The sequence below is a fragment of the Ruegeria sp. C11 genome (assembly GCF_056537725.1).
Genome location: NZ_JBQFSB010000002.1, coordinates 481,027 through 498,888 on the forward strand (window position 1 = coordinate 481,027; position 17,862 = coordinate 498,888).

A 17,862-nucleotide genomic window follows, 5' to 3' on the forward strand; every position below is an offset into this window, starting at 1 on the left:
TGTCCGGAACCTTTTTCAACGATCCAATCGGCATTTCAGAGAGCTTTGACCGGTACGCCCCAAGCGCCCGTCAGCGAACACCATCGTGTCCAAGACAATTATGTATCGCGCTTCGGCGGGGCACATCCAGCTTGGACAGGATCGAGCTGACGTGGTTCTTGATTGTTCCAACCGAACGGCCGATTTCGCGTGCAATTTCCTTGTTGGTAAGCCCTTCGCAAATAAGCGAACAAATCTCTTTTTCCCGGCGCGTCAGGCATTCCGGCAAACCGTTTGGATCAGCGATGTCCTTTTCTGCGATAGCCTGCATCAAACAGGCCGCAACCGAAGGGCGCATCGTCACTTCTCCGCGTTCGGCGGCGTGTATAATACGGACCACATCGGAAATGGATGCCTTGCGGGGCACAAAGCTGCGACAGCCCAGGCGGGCACAATCCATGATCTCTGCCGCGACGCTGTCATCGACTGAAAGCGCGAGTATCGGCGTATCGGGAATGGCGGCAGCAATTGTGCGGGCGGCCTGTTCGCCCTCGGGGTCACCAAGATCTATCAGAACGGCACTTGCATCGTTGCTCAGGGCCATGGCGGGAATTTCAGAAGCGGAATCACATGCGTGGGCATGTTCGACGTCGGGCTGTTCAGAAAGTCCGCGGCAAAGACATTGACCAAACAGGCGATTGCCTGAGAATACGAGAATTCTCATGTGGCTCTCACTCAATCAACAAATCCATTAATGAGTTCAGTTATACCACAGGTTGCGTCAAATCGGAACAATCACAAGCGATGGCGGAAAAATTGACCTAAGGTAAAGCACGCCGACTTTCCTCCTGCTCCACCTTGACCAGACCGCTGACCGAATTCTCTAAATGAAATCACGCCAGTTCAGGAACCAGCCGGAGTCCTGCAGCTCGGAAACCGCGTCATTCAAAGGTTGCAGATCTTTGCTGAAATCGACGTTATTCACAGCCGCTCGAACCAAAGGAACCCGGCTTTGGTCCAGCTTTTTCATTGTAAGTGACTGACTTTCGATTCGCGTCAGGCCATTAGCCTCCAATGCATCAACAAGCGCGTCGGCTGAAGGTTGAACCGAAGGATCGCGGCGTCCAGCGACAAAAAGTGCAGTCACCTGCGTTTCGTCAATCTGAGTCTCGCCACCCCACTTTCCGCCAGATGGCTCCAGCCACTCATAGGGCATGAGAAAGCGGTTTTCCGAAACCTCACCAAAGGCAAGCCTGACGTCTATTGTCCAGCCGATCGTCCAGACATCACGCCAGTCAGAGGAGTCAGGATAGTCCGTATAAAACAGGGATCGGGTTGTCGAAACGGTCCAGCTTTCCGGCGTCAGATCCTTGTCGAACAAGGAAAGCGCGGCTGACACAAATTGACCGTCCACGTGTCTCAACCCGGTTGCCTGACCACAAGCCAAGTCGATGGCAGCCCCGGCTTCGCCTGCGTTTCGAATGCCCCAAACCGCATAGTCCTCCATCAAAGGTCCTCCTCACCCGGGCCGCGGAAGTGGGGCCCAACGGATTTGACATAGCTAGCCCCCATCGCCCTGGCCAGTGCACCGTCGCTGCTGTTGTTGGCATGGGTGCTTAGGCTGAGGTTCTTTAAGTTATTGTAGTATTTCGCGCGGTCTGACTGTTTCATGTCATTCCCTTCCTTATTGGACCAATGCTCCCAAACCATCGGCTTGTGGTCCACGGTCGCTTTTGATTTGGGCTCCATCTTCCCGGTCAATGCATCCTTGAATTTGTTGCCGGGGTATTTGGCCAGTTCGTCCCGTTTCCACTGCTCAACATCCGCCCAATATCGACTTGGATAGAACAATTTGCGTTCCTGACCGTGGTATTCGTCCTTCAGCCGGTCGCCTTCGACAAACCTGGAAGGATGACCAAGGTTCTTCAGGTCGGGAATGTCGTAGTCGTCTCCAAACCCCTGCAGGAATGCACCGATACCGTTGAGCCAGCTCAGCACCTTCTCCTTGGCCTTCGCTTCACCTTCCTCGCTATACGCAGCGGCGGCCCAATCCTCTCGAAGATCTTTAATCTTGTCGAGCACTTCATCCAGCTTGGCGACGACCTCTCCCCTGTTCTGTCCCTTCTGTTCCTGTCGACGCGCGCCATAGATCAGAGTTTCCAGCGAGTCGAAACGCGCGCTCGCCATGCCAATGAACATCTGGCCGCCACGGACTTCTGCAATCAGCGTATGACCATGACCATCCATGGTTATCGAGTCAGTCACGCTGACTTGGGCGTCCGTCGACGTGTCGCGCTCTTCTTCCGTCACACGGTCGTTTTCGTTCTTTCCGCCAAAGAATCCGGCTATCTTCTGCGCGATCCCCAAACCCATGTTGATGACCCAGTCGATCACCTTGTTCACCGGTTCCTGTATCTTTTCGATAATGCCCCTGATGGTGTCCGAGATACCGCCAAGACCAAGAAGCGCGGCAAGGAAGGAAATGACGACAGGCAGGATACGGTTCAGCGCTTCTTCGACCGCTTTGGCCATCGCGCCGATGTTGCCTGCGACTATGATGGCAAGTGAATCGATTATCGCGTTGACGACTGAAATGATCTGCCGTCCACGCTCGATAAAGAAAACGACAATGTCGTAGATCATGAGACAGGCCTTCACGAAGGCCGACGCCGGGTTCAGAAGGCTCACGATCCATTTGATGCCCGCCGTGATGACCTGTGTAATGACCCAGCTTTTGATTTCGTCGAGTATCGCATCCTTCAGCATGCCAAGCTTTTCCAATAGCATCTGCCAGATACCTGCAGGCCCCTCGGTAAAAAGAATGCGAAGGAAATCGACCGCTGCCTCGATCTTGAGAACAGTTTCTTCCCCAAGAATTCTTACGGCCCTTGCCCGGATGTTTTCTTTGGTAAGCCCCAGAACCTGAAGGATAATGCTGAGAACCCCCTTGAAATCGAATGTGTCCGGAAGCTGTATCCCCGCCCCCTCCAGCGCGCCGAACAGCCATCCCATCAGCGCCTTTTTCAGGTTCTCGCCGATGTTTGAAACAAAACGTTCCAGCCCCGCGCCAATACCTGCGATGAGGTTTTTAAGGAAACCGATCGGATCCTGAATAATTGCTTCGACCACGCCCGCGGCACGGGCAAGGATTCCAAGAAGCATATTCTTGAATTCCAACACCTTCTTAATAACGCCAACGGTCGCATCGTAGACGCGTTGCCAGAAGGATTTATTTTCCTCGCGAAGCTGCTCTTCGCGCGCATTTCGCCGCTCGATCCCTTCGCGATACATTCCGACCATGCGGTTAACCAACGCATCACGGCGTCCGTCGATCTCTCCTTCCAGCGAGTCGAAATCGGCGGTGATGGTTGCGGTAGCCTGTTCGGCATAATCCGCTTCGGCTTCGGACACTTCTTCGGACATGTAGCGGTCGATTTCCGCCCTGCCCTCGGCGACACGATCGCGAGCACGCTGAAGGTGATCCTCGACGATAGCTGCAACCTCGGTGATGGCCCCGCTGATGTGCTCGTCATAAACCAAACGGCCCGCTTGGAATGCCATTTCCAGTCGTTCTTCACTGGAGGTTCCTGAGAAGACATCGCTGACCCAAGTGCCAAAGCCGCCCTTTACGTCCTCGAACTCGGCATCGTAGAGCTTCATCGCCTGATCGAGCGCATCGCCAAAGGCCTTGTTTACCTTGGCATCCATGTCGTTGAGGATTTGCGTCACGCCGTCACGGGTGGCTTTTCCGATGGCTTCGATATCGGCGGTGATCTGACGCTTGCGCTCTTCGGTCAGCCCTTTGGTCGCGCTTTGCTGACCAGCGACATTGGCAAGACGGCCAACGCGCTCGCCGTGGAAGTCGTTCAGACCACCAGCAAGGGCGCCAGCGGCACGGTCGCGGGTGCCCGCGCGATCCACGGCCTCGGCTTCACGCAGCCGCTGCGGCGCTTCGCGGTCATTTGTTTCGGCTTCTTCACGCGTACCAAGCGCGGTTTCGAATTGCGGGTCCTGACCCTTTGTAAGCTGATCGCGGGTTACGTTATTTTCAGCTTCCAATGCATCGACACGCTCGCGGTTTTCCGACGTGTCGATGGCTGCTTCTGTGGATGGCGGGGCAACCACGGGCGCGGCGGAAACGGCAGCCGGCGGCTGGCCGGGTTCGTCAGAAGAAATTTCAACCACGTCGCCACCGGGCATATCTCCGGGATTGGGCTGTTGGGTTTCATCCACCGCTTCCGGCAGGTTGCCAACTGCCTGCGTTTGTTGTTGGCCCATGGTTTCGCCCAGCGCACGATTTGCGCGCTCAGCACCATGGTTCATTACATCTTTGGCCTCGCTTTCATTTCTGGGCTTGGGCATCGCGTTTTCAATCGCGGTACGCAGAGCCTTTTCAAAGCTGTCCTGATCGACCTCGCTTGTGGTCGCACCGTCTGCGCCTGCAACGCCCTGCTGTTGGGCTGCCCGGCGCTGTGTGACATCCGGCTGGTTACCGGACGCAACCGCATTGGAGGCCGCAGCTGGCGCAGGTTGGTGTGCCGAAGACGCCCTTGCCCGGCGCGAGACTGCCGCTGTGACAGGGGCCGTGGCCTCAGCCGGGCTTGGTTCAGGCTCCGGCTCGGGTACTTCAGCTTCCGCATCCGATGCGGCCTGATCACCAGGCGCGGCATCTGTGGGTGCGGGTGTGTCCGGAACGGGCGCTTCAACCACCTCCCCGCTCGACGGAATGGCAGCGCCCATCGCACCAGAGGCGCCGCCTGCGTCGCCCCCCGCATCTCTAGCCGTGGTTTCCGCAACGGTTTCAGATTCCGCTTCTGGTTCATCGGCTTGGGCCGGAACTCCAGCTGGCGCAGCGGCGGTAGATGTGCCGGATGGATCGGCAGTATCCGGCGCAACGGGTTCGGGCGCGACAACCGGCAAGACTGCGGCAGGCTCGACGGGTTCGGGTGTAACAGGTTCAGGGGGGGGCACCTCGGGCGTAATGGCTTCGGGTACGACAGCGGGCGTGGTTGGTGCCGTAGGTTTCGGCTTTGCTGCGGCGGGTTCCGGTCTTGTCGAGACAGGTGCACCGTTCAGCGAAGGCACCGCAGTCAGCGCCCGTTCCGCCAGACCAATACTATCACGACCCACCTGACCGGCGCTTAGCCCGCCGGGCCCCGACCCGGGCAACCTTTGCATTGGTGGCCTGGTCGCCGCGGGCGGGCGGGGTCGGATGCGGCCGGAGGACCGCCTTGAAGTCGTCGCACGGGCCATCAGCTATGCCTTTCAGGCGCACAGCGGAACAGGCAGCGCCATGGGCGTTGCACTATTTCTTACGTTCCTTTGACAGGTCTTCATCGATACGCCGCAGATAATTGCGTAACACGTCCGGGCTCTTGAGGCCAAAAGCGCCCTGAAGGTATGCCTGCCGCACCTCAAGCAAATGGCGAAGCCGTTCGATATTCGTCGCCCCGGCCGCTACAAAGGTCGCTTCGCGTTTGTAATCACCTATCAGGTCGTGAAGCTTCTCTTCGAAACCCGGCTCAGGTTCTTCGGCCCACAAAACCGCATAATCCGGCGATCTGCCGCTGGAGAATTCAACCTCGGCATCGGATTGCGCTTGCTGGATGTAATACTCGGGCTCCACTTGTTCTTCGACTTTGCGCTTGCGGCAGAAGCACTCGATCGTTTTGATCCACTTCCGGTGGCTGTATGGGTTTTCAAAGCTGTCCGAGACGATGCCTCCTTTGCAGAGGGTTAAGCAGCCAAGCAGAATCCACCCTTCACCGCAGCAATCGCAGTCACCGCATTGCAGCAGGCATTTGCAGATTTCGTCGCGTTCGGGATAACGGTACTCTGGGTCCCTCGCGGCCTCCCGCAGTGAACCAGAATTCTGTTCGGATCGACCGCTGCCACCGTTGTCATTGCGGTCGCCGTTACATCCGCAGTCACCGTTATCATCGGCCATCGGATGCATACAGGCATGATCAGGCGGTTCGTCCCATGGGAAAGCCCTGATTTCGACGTGGTCCTGCATGCGAGAGCATTGCGCAACCCCCGTTTGACCACCACAACAGTCACCACGTGCAGCCTGTGGCGCGCTGACACGCCGGATGTAGATGCAGACTTTGCCTTCTTTTACTTCGCAACCGCAGGATCGGTCACCAAGATCGATCTTGGCGGGCTTGCACAGTTCCACAGGCATTCCCGAACAGTCGATTGCAGTGCCGCGCCCCACCTGAACGGTGAAACTGGGATACGCCATCGGTGAATTTTCATCGCATGGATCGCATGGTTCCTCGCGCCCGCAAAGGTCAGGGTCCGGTTCAAGCGGAAAGCCGCAAGCGACACCACAACCATAGACAGCGCGATTCACGCTTTGCATGAGCATCACCGGGTAAGTCATTGCAGTACTTAAATCTTCCGCTGTGACAATCATACCGTTGGTGAAATTGACCGAGGTCGCCGGCATCGGAAAGGTCCGGCCCGTATCGGAAAATGGCTTGTTCATCTTACACTCCTTTCACTCTGGGGCCTAGCTGGCCTGCTCCGAGGCGCCTCTTTGCTCGTAGTTGCCTTCCTTTTCGGACCTGCCGTCCGGAATCTTGTCGCCGTGAACGTATTCTTCGGAATCCGGATATTCGTCGTCGTCACAGTCTTCGACCTTGTCTCGGCCAATTCTGAACAGGCTGAGGAAATCCCCGCCGGTGCGATCCTGACCGGCCCTGTGGCCACAATGGATTTTGCAGCGGCCATCCGGATCTTCGAGGTCGATGTCCACGGGGCGCGCATCCAGCATCAACCCACAGCAGTCACGGATAATCTGGCAGCGCAGCTTGATTTCAACCCGCGCCAGACGGTCTCGGTTGGCGCAATCGAGGATTGTAGATTTCTTGTCGTCGATCTCGTATTCAATCCACGCATCCTCGGGCTTGATGAGCACGCCCCAGACACATTCATCTTCCCAATCGTCACCGACGATACGGCCGTGTTTGTCCAGATGCAGAATCTCCAGCGGAATGCGCCATGGCTCCCAATAGTCAGCACGGGTTTCCAGAATATAGATGTCCAGAATGACACTCATCGGGTGCAGGGTATCCCGCTGCACAGGACGGTCGAACATCAGGGAAAGTCCTCCGGAAACATTGAGTTGCTGGCTGTTCTTCACAAGCCTGCGAAAGACTGAAAACGGCATCCGATCACTGTCTGACCATCGCTTGAGCTCCCATCTGGACCAGCTGTAGCTTTCAACCTTGGCAAGCGGAACATCGTCCAGATTGATAAGTTCATAAAGCAGCTGATTGCGGTATGCGACCGGCCTGATGCAGCAGCTTTCGACACATCCGCAATGGCAGAATTCATATCGCGGATGGCAATCCTCCTTTTCGCGATCAACGTCGCAAATCTCCAGGCAACTCAGCGGTATGCCTGAATACGGGTCATAGGCCACCCGGCCGCAATCCGTCTCCTTCAGGGGCTCGGGGTCAGCGCAGGCGTATTTCAACACCTCATCCATCGGCACCGCACCTTGCTGGAACCCATTCCGGATGCAGATCCAGTCACGTCGGGTCATACATTCGTCTTCGGGGATTTCCGGGGCGCAGAACTCCGCCTGTTCGCAGTCGCGTTTCAAAGTGAAGGCAACGCATCGGCGGACCCACCCTGAACTCTCGCTACAGGGATCGAAACAGTCGTCACGATCCGCCTGCTCGGCATAGTGAACGACCAGCGTGTATTTGCCTTCGCACTGCGGAGATGGGCCGACAATATCGCGAACGTGCAGATATCCGCCGCGCCAGAAAAGCATCCGGCCATAACGATCAAAAGCAAGGCCGCAGCTGACGTAGATACACCCGTCTTCGACGATCATTCTACCGTCATCATTGGTCCTGATTTCGAACCCGTATGCCACGCCGACACCATGCATTGCCACATTTACCAGCCGGTCGCGACGCACCGCATCCTCTTGCGCAGAATTCAGTTGTTCAGCGGTCAGGCGCGTGCCTGGACGATAATACGGGGTACTGGACCAGCAGTCCTTTGGGGCATGTTCGTCTTTCATATCGTTCCTCCTTACCGGGGCGTTAAGCCAGGACCAGGGTTCCATCGAGGTGCGCTTCGTCCAGAACTGGCGGGCCGCTGCGGGCTGCGGTTCCGACCGATGGCAGCCGCCACGCGCTCAACGCGCGACTACCTTCGTCGTCGAGAGTAAACAGTGCCTCGGGATCTGTTCCTGCCGTCACGGGATGAGCGCGTTCCAGCAACCGAGGTGGTTGGTGATCACCAAAGACAAAGTTCAGACGGGTGTTGGCCGGTGCAAAATGACGGGCAATGTGTGTAGTGAACGGATCAAGACGCTCGTGTACGGCGTCACCACCTGACACCCGAACTGTGACTATTGCACTGCAGGACATCTGTGCTGTCAGACTGAGGCAGGCCTCTTTCAGGACCGCATCGCCAAGCGGCGTGCCACAATTGCCCAGCGCCAAGGCCAATGGCCGGTGATACGCGGCGGCGGTTTCCCTTCCCAGACGCGCACCTGCTGGATCACGTGCGTCAGGGAGCACCCAAACGTCCGGCGAAAGGCCGCCATCCTCAATAATGAACCCTTCCGGAACAAGGCATTGCATCACACGCGCAAGTCCGGCGAGCGTGCCGCGCAAACGCAGAATTTCCGGTAGCGCCCGCAGGAATGTCTGCCGGAGACCGCTGGGAAGTCGTGAAAAGTCTGCATGACCCAGCCACCCAAGCAGGAAACCGGTCCACAAGTCGTCCGAATGGGCCGGATCGACACGACGGATGGCGTCATCAATACGATCATCAATCTCGTCTGCCAGCGCCTGGAATGGCGCAAGCATTCGCCGGAATTGCGCCTCGGAACTCGTGCCGTTGCGATAGATCGCGGGCAAATTGTCGATCAGAGATCGGTTTGGGTAATAAACCTGCATACCGGTAATCCCGGCGGCGGACGCGCAGGCCGGTGTAGACAGCTCAATGCGCAGCGCGATGTGTTCGGCGGTTTCGTGGCCAAGGTAATGGCGAAGAACGCTGGCCTTACCGTCGCCGAAATGCGTGCTGGCGGTTTCTTCCGACCAGCCAGTGGTCACGTGATCGCTTGAGGGGTCGGATTCGAGCGCGGCGGTATAGACCGCAACGGCCGTTTGATCGGCCAGCACTTTGCTGGAAATACGAACGCGCGCGCCCTGTGGAAGCTTTGCCTCGACATCTGCACGCAACCAGCCCGAGCGGTCCCCGAGAGGTGAGCGCAAAACCGGTGAATAATATGTGGAAGATTCAGCCTCGGCCGCACCGTGGACTTCATGCAACGCCAGAATGCGGCGCCCCGCAGACGCGTACAATGTTCCATTTGCAAACAAAAGCGCCGCAAATGCGGACATTGGGTCGGCAGAAGTGATCCGGCGCAATGGTTCTGTCAGGCCGCTTGCAATGGTGAATACACTGCCACCGCGATGGGCGAGAACAACCCTGTCCGGCCCTTCCAGCGTCGCAGGCCCGGTCGGGAAATAACCCGGATATTGCAGGTCCGATAGAATGTGCCCATCAAGCGTCAGGGTGACAATCCGCACGCCGTTCTCAGAGGTGACTACCAGATTGACGTAGTTGCTGGTTTGCCATCGCAAGGCAGCAAGCAGTTCGAAATCCCCCTCGATTTGAGTCAGGACCCGGCTGCGCCCTTCCGGTCGAATCTGGCGAAGACGTAAGGTTTCGCCGCGCGTCTCAACGACGATTGCGCCGTCGCAGATGTCTTGAACCGCATCGGCCACATGCCAGTCTTGCGCTGTGAAATTCCCGGTGCGATCTCCGGTCCGGGTGTCGATACGTAAAATCGCACCGTTTGACACGATCCAACCGACCTGCTGACCCCAGATCAGCCGGCTGGATTTAGCCGCGTCCGAGGCTGGCAATGTAGCTATCTGGAAGGCCTGTTCGTTATACAGTGTGAACACGGCCCCGTCTGACTGCAACCACAGCAAGCTGCCACATGGATCGGCCGCCAAAGCCCGGATGGTTGTCGGATCGTTTTTCGAGCCTTTTTCACCCTTCGCGATTATTGACGCTTCCAGCTTGCCAGGAGCCACCAACCCGCCGTCGGAGCCAGCGCCGAACAAAAAGTTCTCGGCATGCCCCAGACCCCAGTGCTGATGGGTAGAGAAGCGATACACTTTGTCGAGTGGATGGGTCATGTCGCCCCCCAATCACTCGGATAGCGTGCATGAACCGATACGGAACCGGCACAGGCAATTTCGTTCGGGCGGAGTTGGGTCGGGTGATTGCCCTCGCGTGAAAACTGAATTGCGCGAACATTCGAAACGCCGGAAATACCGGACAGAATGTTTGCCAGCGGCTCGGTCGACAATGCGCCGCCAGTCTGGCTCCAGCCCCGTACCGCATCTTCGGTAGCTGTTTTGACCGTTTTGCGGTCGGCTCCGGGTTGAACGGTGAGTTCGGCAGAAATGTCAATCCAAACAGGAATGGTTTCAGCGCCATCGGTTCCGTCACGGACAACGTGGATGTCGACAGTACCGGCCAGAGCAATTCCGCGGTCACCTATCTGAATGTCATCGCGGCCGGGCGTCCGACCTGCAGGACCGATACGGCAATCAGCAATGCGCGAGGCTTGGGGCAGTCTGGACAGCAGACTTTCAATCTCACCCACTGTCACGATACGACCGGGTTGCCACGGTGCAAATTCGGCGTGACGACGACAATCCCACAAGCGGGCGCGAAGCGTCATCTCGGCCTCGGCACGGAATGCCTGAACGTCCGTGGCGGGATCGACGATCACGGTCACGGAAATATCGACTGTGGTATAGATCGGAAACGAAACATAAAGCCTTTCGCCCAGCAACCGCAAAGGCGCGAGGGCCCGTTCCGCCCGACGCCGCAGCCGTGGCGACGGGTGCCTCGGACCGGTGTCGGGTGTGCGCAACGGTATGAGCAGTACGGTCCGCGCCCCGGGTGTTTCCCTATCATCAAGCCCCGGGCGGCGTCGCGCCATCACCTGAACGTCGGCTAGCCCAAGCCCGGCGGCGAGCAGTGTTTTGCGAATTTCGTCCGCAGACAATAATCCGTTACGGGCGCGGCTGACAGAACGCGCCCGGGCGATAAGCATGCGCAGATCATCACGGTTGCGACCAGGGGTGGAGGCCGTGATATTTGTGCCAAATAAAGTTCCCGCAATCGACCAGCGCAGGCCAGCAGCAACGGCCCCTTCAGCGCCGCATGTTCGGCGGCCGGGCCTGAATTGTATCGGGGAACCGGGCGGTATTGTTCGACCATTCAGCCCGTTCCCAAAAAGCAGACCATCAGGTGTAAGACGAAAATGTGCATCCGCCGGACCGGACAAGGACAAATCTTCGGTGGCGGTCCAGTTGGTTTCTGTCCCGTTTGAACTTGTTACGATTGTCAGCTGCGTTTCGCGATCGACGATGTCATCCGTTTCCAATTTCACCAACTGATCGGGAAGCCCGGTACCCTCTCCGATTACGCCACCGGGATCATCCACACCTTCCCGGGCGGGCAGAACGTTAAGCGCCAGCCGGGAAAGACGCGCCAGCCCGGGGCGAAACCCCTTATCCAGACGAATGCGCAACCTTTGTGCCCGAATTGCGGTGTTCGGATAAAACAGTATGGCACCACTTTTGCGCAAACCGTCGGTCAGGTCTTCTGTCTCCAGAACGTGCCAGAAATCGCCCGTATCATCCTGTTGTTCGACGGTTACGGCACCCCACTCAGTGTTTCCGTCTTCGGTTTCCATCTGCAAACCCAGTGAGATCGGACCAGCATCGGAAAGCGGTGTGATTTCGCGCTCCAATTCGATTTCCAGCATCGCAGGACCGCCACCTGAAAAGGGATACAGGTCCAGCGGGTCGCGGCCTTCGGTCAGCCCCGTCCCAAGTTTGCGTCGGGCACCGTCCTGCCAGAGGTAGATCTCGATGATTCTTGGCGCGACGGTCCGGATGTCGTGTGTCAGGGTAAAGCGGGCATCGTTTGCATCCGGGGAACGCAGCTGGGTTCCGGCACGCAGGCTGGTCACCGGTGCCCCTTCTTCCGGCCAGACCAGCATTTCCGCTGCCACCGGCCCTTGAGGGACAATGCCCATGACGCGAGTAAAGGCGGCGCGCAGGCTGTCTCCGACAAATCCGATGCGATAGATTTGCTGGTCGGTCAGCCATGCCAGCAAATCAATAAGTGTGATGCCGGGATCAGACAGGTTGTGGTCGGTCCAATCGGGCGCATAGCGCGGAATCTGGCTGCGGCCATCCACGACCAATTGATCGAATTCAATGTCGTCCAGAACAGGGACAAAGGAAGTCATGTTTCTGCCTCCCCCAGTACCAGCACGCGGATATCCGCAGAGCTTGCGGTTGTAATGACCTCATTTGCGGCAATCTCGCCCAGCGCGCGGTTTCCGGGCATTTCAATTTCAACGGATTCGATCCGGTCAAGTGAATCGATGGCGGACAAGGCCCGGCGAATGTCGGTGGGCCAAAGCGCGCGCCCCGGGGGCCAGCCGCTCAGGCCCGGCCCACCCCAGACGGCGTGAAGGAAAGTTCGCAACTGCGCAGACGTCACCGTTTCCAGCGCTGCAAGCCCACCCGGTCGAGCATGGAGACGAACCTTGACCTTGACCGGCACGAAAACAGCCGACTGCACATCCAGACAGACCGCACCCCAAGCATCGCTCATTTTTGCAGCAAGCACGCGTTTCAGATTTTCCCGCTGGGCAAGCGAATAAACCGGCATCCTGCTTTCCGACCGGGCAAGGACCGCAAGACGCACGTTGCCACCATCCGTATCGGGAGCAAAAGCGCGAACCTGAACGATTTCACTGTCTGCATCTCGGGCCTGCGCCTCAAGGTCAGCAAGCGACAGGGCGGACCCGGCGTGACGCAGAGCTTCGGGCATGCGGGCGACCAGTTCCGGCTCGGTCGGCGGATGGGTACCTCCGGCGATGGGTGAAGGCGTAAGCGTCTCTTCCAGCCCTTCAACGGAACCGGTCAACCGGGTATCCGCAAATGCTTGGGTTTCTACCCGCTGCCCGCCACTTTGATAGACGAAGGCGCGAATATTATCGCGACCCGCTGGTGCGATGCGACCATTGCGGCCATTACCGAAACGCAGGCGACCATCCGGGTTCAGCAAATAAACACGCACATCTGCGGACTGGTTCTGTAGACTGTCGACCTGCCGCCACAACACCCATTTCCCCGGCAGGTTCGGGGGATCGATGAGGACTTGGACCGGGCCACTCTGATCGCCTTCGGCGTTCAGGATTTCTATCTCTTCGGCACCGATACGCTCACGAATGCGCAGTTCAAGCGAGTTGGCCAACACCGGCGGCTTCAACAGCGTCAGTTGCAGGCCCGGCTCACCTGCTGAAGAGGCAAGCAGTTCCTGCCGGACAGTTTCTGCCTGAACAACCCGTACACCGTTCAGCCAAATACCGGTGATTTGCGGCTGCCAATCGGTAAGCTTTCGAACCCTCAACCGTAACCAATGCAGAACCTTGCCGAACAGAAACACCTGCGCCGGGCGCTCAGTCACTGTGAATCGGATCAATCCGGTGCGATGCAACCCAAAGGTCGGGTCCTCTTCGGCCAGCGGCGCCGGTGCCCATGTGTTGTCAGGCCCAAGAGTTTCCAGAAGCAGTTCTCCCTTGTCCGGATTGTCCAATGCGGTCACGAAAAGACTCGCCGAACCGGGTTCGAGAGGACGGGTGAGGCCGAGAAAAATAGCGCGACTTCCGTCTGCGTTCAGCGGCTCGGCAAAGGCACCCTCGAACATCGCATATTCAGCCCCCTTCAGGCTGTTTGCAGAACTCTGGTCCAGATCGCGCAGATTGTTCCGGGCAACGACAAACTGGGGTAACGCGCCAACCGGCAGATCGAATGCAGCCGTGACGCTGGCGACCTGGGGCGGATGCAGCTTGGACGTGTCGATCTCAACCGTCTGGGTATTGCCACCGTTGCTGATCTGAACCTTGTATTCCGGCTGACCATAATCTCCGGCGACAAGACGAGCGCGGACCCAATAGTCTTCTTGCCCACCGATCTCGGTTAGCGATAGATCACGCGGTACGGTGAACTGTACCTTGCCGCTGCGCTGGAAATCCGAAGTGGTGTCCAGAAAGCCCTGATCCAGCAACTTCCAGCCATCACCGTTGTAATATTCCCACGACAGTCCCGGTTCCGCGAATTCGGAAGAGAAGGAGTGGATGGTCAGAACCTCAGGGCCGCCATTTTGCGGAACGAGCTTCAGGAATACCTCGTTTGGCAGTGGTACGTTACCGCCCCAGTCCGACAGGATGGCATGCTCGGAACCGGTGGTGTCAGTCAACAGCGGGCTGTCAGCAAGTCCCGGTTCGGAGAAATGCCCTGCCGCTATGGCATCGGGGAAAGTCGCATTGCCAAGTTCTGCCAACGTATTGTCGTTTTCACCGCTTTGGGCCCCGGCGACAGTGCCAACCTGTTCCACCACGGCCCAGATGGCGGTTTCCGTGTCACCGTCGGCGGGGTTCCCAAGCAGGTCATCCAGTCTGTCGGCGTCATTGACGGTCAGCACGTCATCATCGTTGGTGGCAGCCACGGTAAACAACTCGAAGTTCTGATCAGCCTGACTGGTACGCACAAGTATCGTCCGCCCGGTCAGAGCGGCCGGCGCGGTTCCTGTATCGCCGGTTAACTCACCAGAATTGGGCGAAGCGCCCTCGTATTCCACGTCGATTGTTGGCCCAGCGCGATACAGGTCCAGTGGCGGGTCCCAATCAGCGTTTCCGCCAAAGGCATAAACCTCTTCCCCGGCTTCGTTCTTTCCGCGTTCAAGTCCGGGTGCGACAAGCGCGTCACCGCTATTGGCATCCGAAAAACCAACTAAAACGTCGGTCAGACCAGCGCCCGAGGCGGCAGGAACCGCCACCCAATGCTCCAGATCTGTTACCCGAACGGACGGGTTTACATGAAGGCTTGCGAACCGCTGATCCTGCGCCGGGAAGACGACACGCGCACGCGGATCATCGGAGGTTGGCGGGAAAATCGCGCATACTGAATGCAATGGCGGATCATCAAGTGCCATGTCCGGGGTTGGTACGTGACGGGCAAACACGTCCCTTGTTGGTGCCCATTCAAAGACTTCACCGGGTCCGGGGCCGTTGCGATACCCGATCACATGAGGAGCGACCAGACCCGCCTCAAGGTCAGGCACGATACGGAGGCGGGTCGTAGCGGTCGTGCCCTGAGCATTTGCAGACTGGAAATCGTCGACATATCCAAACCCTGTGGCGCGATCGAATTCCCAGATATCAAGCGTGCCATCCGCCGGATAACCTAACAGCAAATGCCCGGCCGCGCCGCCTGTAAACAACCCCGTGGGCCGGGCATTAACCGGCATGATGACCCGATCGCCAATCGCATCCTCAAGCGGGTTCCAGACGGGATTGGTTCCATCAAGATTGATCGTCAGAACCCAAACATTTCTTGCAGCGTCAACCGTCAGAAACAGTGCCTCGTCATCGGTCACAGAACCATCAATCAACTGCAGGACCGGCCGATCCGGCACAGTCAGATCCACAGGTAGCGGCACCGCCTGCCAGTTGGAATTGATAAACGCATACCCTGCATAGCGGTTGCGGACGAAGGCAACACCGCCCTGCCCTGCCGCGAGGATGAAGCCGCGATAACCTGCGGAATTTTCCAGTTTCTGCGGTGCCACCGCCAGTGCCAGTGTGCCCTCTTCGGCTCGGAAACCGTCCGGCAATCCGGGCATCTCGTACCATTGTTCCAGTGCGGCAGAATCCTCGGCGCTTGCCTGCGCGTCGCGCTGGATACGAATACGGCCGGTGAACACACGGCCTGACGTGCTTGCAGTGACGACAATATCGCTGGCCTCGTCATCGCCCGCACCGGCGATGGATCGGCCATATGCAACCGCGCCTGCATTCGACTCCAACGGCAACATATCGCTGGAACCATCTTCGGTCGGTGGACCGCCGAGATCGCGCCAGACCGTCCGTTCACCGGTCAGGATCAGCGCCTGAAGGCGACCATTGAACCCGACACCATAGGCGTGACGCTCACTATCAAACCGGAAGGCCGCCGAAACCGACGCAAGAGTCGCATCCGTCAGGTGGAACGACAGCGTCGCCGTTGCACCCGGTTTGGTGAATGCCTCGGGCGCCGCCAGAGCAAACGTATCAAAGCGGCGCGGTTCCGCGCCAAACGGAAGAAAGGCCGTTGTCAGCGGCAAGGGTGTTCCGTTGTAGGCAATTTGTGAAACGGTGTCCCCTGACGCATCCGCTGGCTGCTCGGTCTTGATGCCCAGCTGCACGGTTTCCAACATCGCATCCCGGCCAGTCAACGGGTGCTCACCATCGGTTGGAACTATCGGGTCCTTGGGACGGACACGGATGAAACGGGCTTTCTTTTCGCCAAGATCCAGTTCATCGGCGGGGCCAACCCAGGATTTATACAAGCGAATGTCCTGTCCGGCGCCACCTGCTAGCGGAACCAGACGGTGCCAACGCGGCGCGTCCTCGGCCTCACCGGGGGCTTCGCGCGTTCCCCAAAGCTCGAATTCCACCGAATTCGGGCCGAGAAGCGCAGCAATCGGCGCCGGATCGAAACGGAGCGTGATCGTTGCCGGTTCATTGACGTTCAAAAGATCGACGTCGCCGATATAAAGGCCATGTTCCTGCTGGTCAGGCATGCTGAACGCGTCAAGACGGTTCATGCGTTCGATACCGGCAACCATAGCCACCGACAGACCGGTTTCCCCAACCGGCGTCACAAGCGTGGCAAGACCATCCTCGGAAAATGTCTCAACTTCGAGAAAGACCGGTTCAGCGCCGATCCTTTCGATGCGCAGCAAATCGCCGGGCAGGATGCCTATGGGCGGCTCGATGGAGATAACCGTGGCACCGGGCCCGGCGGAGGTCGCAAGACCGTATGCAGGCCGCGGCGTGAGATCGGGATCGAAGGACGAAACCTGGGCAGGCGCCACCTCTAACCGGTCCGTTGAAGGATCCGAGGTCGCAATCAGGCCGATCCGCGTAGGCTGTATCAGAATGTCTTCGGCTGTTTCGAATTTTGCGGCCTCTCCTGAGATCGTCGCGATCTCCAGCCCGGTTCGGGCGGCAGCGGTGACCGGCCCGGGATTGTCTTCTTTCAATGCAAAAACGGAAACTCCACGTGCCGCAGAGGGGCGCGGCGGTGCAACATCAAAAAGTTCGAGGAACGCAAGGGCATCTCGTTGGGGCGTCTGGTCGAGCCTGAGGGTCGCCTCTTCGGCCAGTCTCGCAGCGATTTCTACGATCGCGCGGTCGGCGCCTGTCTCTGCCGAGACCGCCCGCCAATCAGGCGCAAGGGCAGCAATGTCGCGCAACAGATCAGAGCGCAAATCACTGACGCGGCGGCCATCAACCTTGGGATATGCGGGCGAACGGGTCACGAAACCTCTTTGAAGTAGAAGGGATAGACATAGTTCCCGGTCTGGTTCGTCGTGCGGACGCGGTAGTCGAGTTCGATCTCAAGCTTGCCTTTGATGGCCTGACCTGTGTGAACCTCGACGCGCAGCACTTCGATACGCGCCTCAAACCGGACCAGCGCCTCGCGTACGACGCGGCGAACTTCGGCAACGAGCGGAGATGAGATTGTCTCGAACGGAAGCTCATGGATTCCGCATCCGAAATCCGGTCGCATCACACGCTCGCCACGAGCCGTGCCAAGGATGATTGCGATGGATTGCTCAACATCCTCTTCGCCCTCAACCATCTCCACGCGACCCCAACGACGGTCGAGCGTGACGCCCAAACGACCCTCAGGCAGTGTTCCAAAGCGCCAGCCGCGCCCTAGGAAAGGCGGATAGTCAGTTTCTGTCATCTGTCGC

General features: G+C 58.4%; 9 protein-coding genes. All 9 read right to left on the reverse strand.

The features are described 5' to 3' along the window. Positions 1 to 70: 70 nt before the first annotated feature. Positions 71 to 583: a response regulator transcription factor gene (locus ACR0NA_RS05565; RefSeq protein ID WP_480726803.1), complete on the reverse strand. Its 513-nt coding sequence runs from the start codon at positions 581 to 583 to the stop codon at positions 71 to 73. Positions 584 to 862: 279 nt separating this feature from the next. Continuing rightward, entirely contained in the window at positions 863 to 1,486 is a 624-nt protein-coding gene (locus tag ACR0NA_RS05570) for a hypothetical protein (protein WP_480726807.1), read from the reverse strand. Next, positions 1,486 to 5,157 (reverse strand): phage tail protein, encoded by a 3,672-nt coding sequence (locus tag ACR0NA_RS05575; protein WP_480726811.1) that lies wholly within the window; start codon positions 5,155 to 5,157, stop codon positions 1,486 to 1,488. The genes ACR0NA_RS05570 and ACR0NA_RS05575 overlap by 1 nt, the downstream gene beginning before the upstream one ends. Before the next feature lie 127 nt (positions 5,158 to 5,284). Beyond that, entirely contained in the window at positions 5,285 to 6,469 is a 1,185-nt protein-coding gene (locus tag ACR0NA_RS05580) for a hypothetical protein (protein ID WP_480726814.1), read from the reverse strand. A 24-nt stretch (positions 6,470 to 6,493) separates the two neighbouring features. Next, positions 6,494 to 8,020 (reverse strand): hypothetical protein, encoded by a 1,527-nt coding sequence (locus ACR0NA_RS05585; protein ID WP_480726816.1) that lies wholly within the window; start codon positions 8,018 to 8,020, stop codon positions 6,494 to 6,496. Positions 8,021 to 8,042: 22 nt separating this feature from the next. Next, positions 8,043 to 10,163 carry a hypothetical protein gene (locus ACR0NA_RS05590; RefSeq protein ID WP_480726820.1) on the reverse strand — a complete coding sequence of 707 codons (2,121 nt, stop codon included), beginning with the start codon at positions 10,161 to 10,163 and terminating at the stop codon, positions 8,043 to 8,045. Beyond that, positions 10,160 to 12,298, reverse strand: a complete 2,139-nt coding sequence (locus tag ACR0NA_RS05595) for a baseplate J/gp47 family protein (RefSeq protein WP_480726822.1) — start codon at positions 12,296 to 12,298, stop codon at positions 10,160 to 10,162. The genes ACR0NA_RS05590 and ACR0NA_RS05595 overlap by 4 nt, the downstream gene beginning before the upstream one ends. Then, a complete protein-coding gene (locus ACR0NA_RS05600; RefSeq protein ID WP_480726825.1) occupies positions 12,295 to 17,424 on the reverse strand; it encodes a baseplate J/gp47 family protein in 5,130 nt (1,709 codons plus the stop codon). The genes ACR0NA_RS05595 and ACR0NA_RS05600 overlap by 4 nt, the downstream gene beginning before the upstream one ends. Further along, positions 17,421 to 17,855 (reverse strand): GPW/gp25 family protein, encoded by a 435-nt coding sequence (locus ACR0NA_RS05605; RefSeq protein WP_170650589.1) that lies wholly within the window; start codon positions 17,853 to 17,855, stop codon positions 17,421 to 17,423. The genes ACR0NA_RS05600 and ACR0NA_RS05605 overlap by 4 nt, the downstream gene beginning before the upstream one ends. Positions 17,856 to 17,862 lie beyond the last annotated feature (7 nt).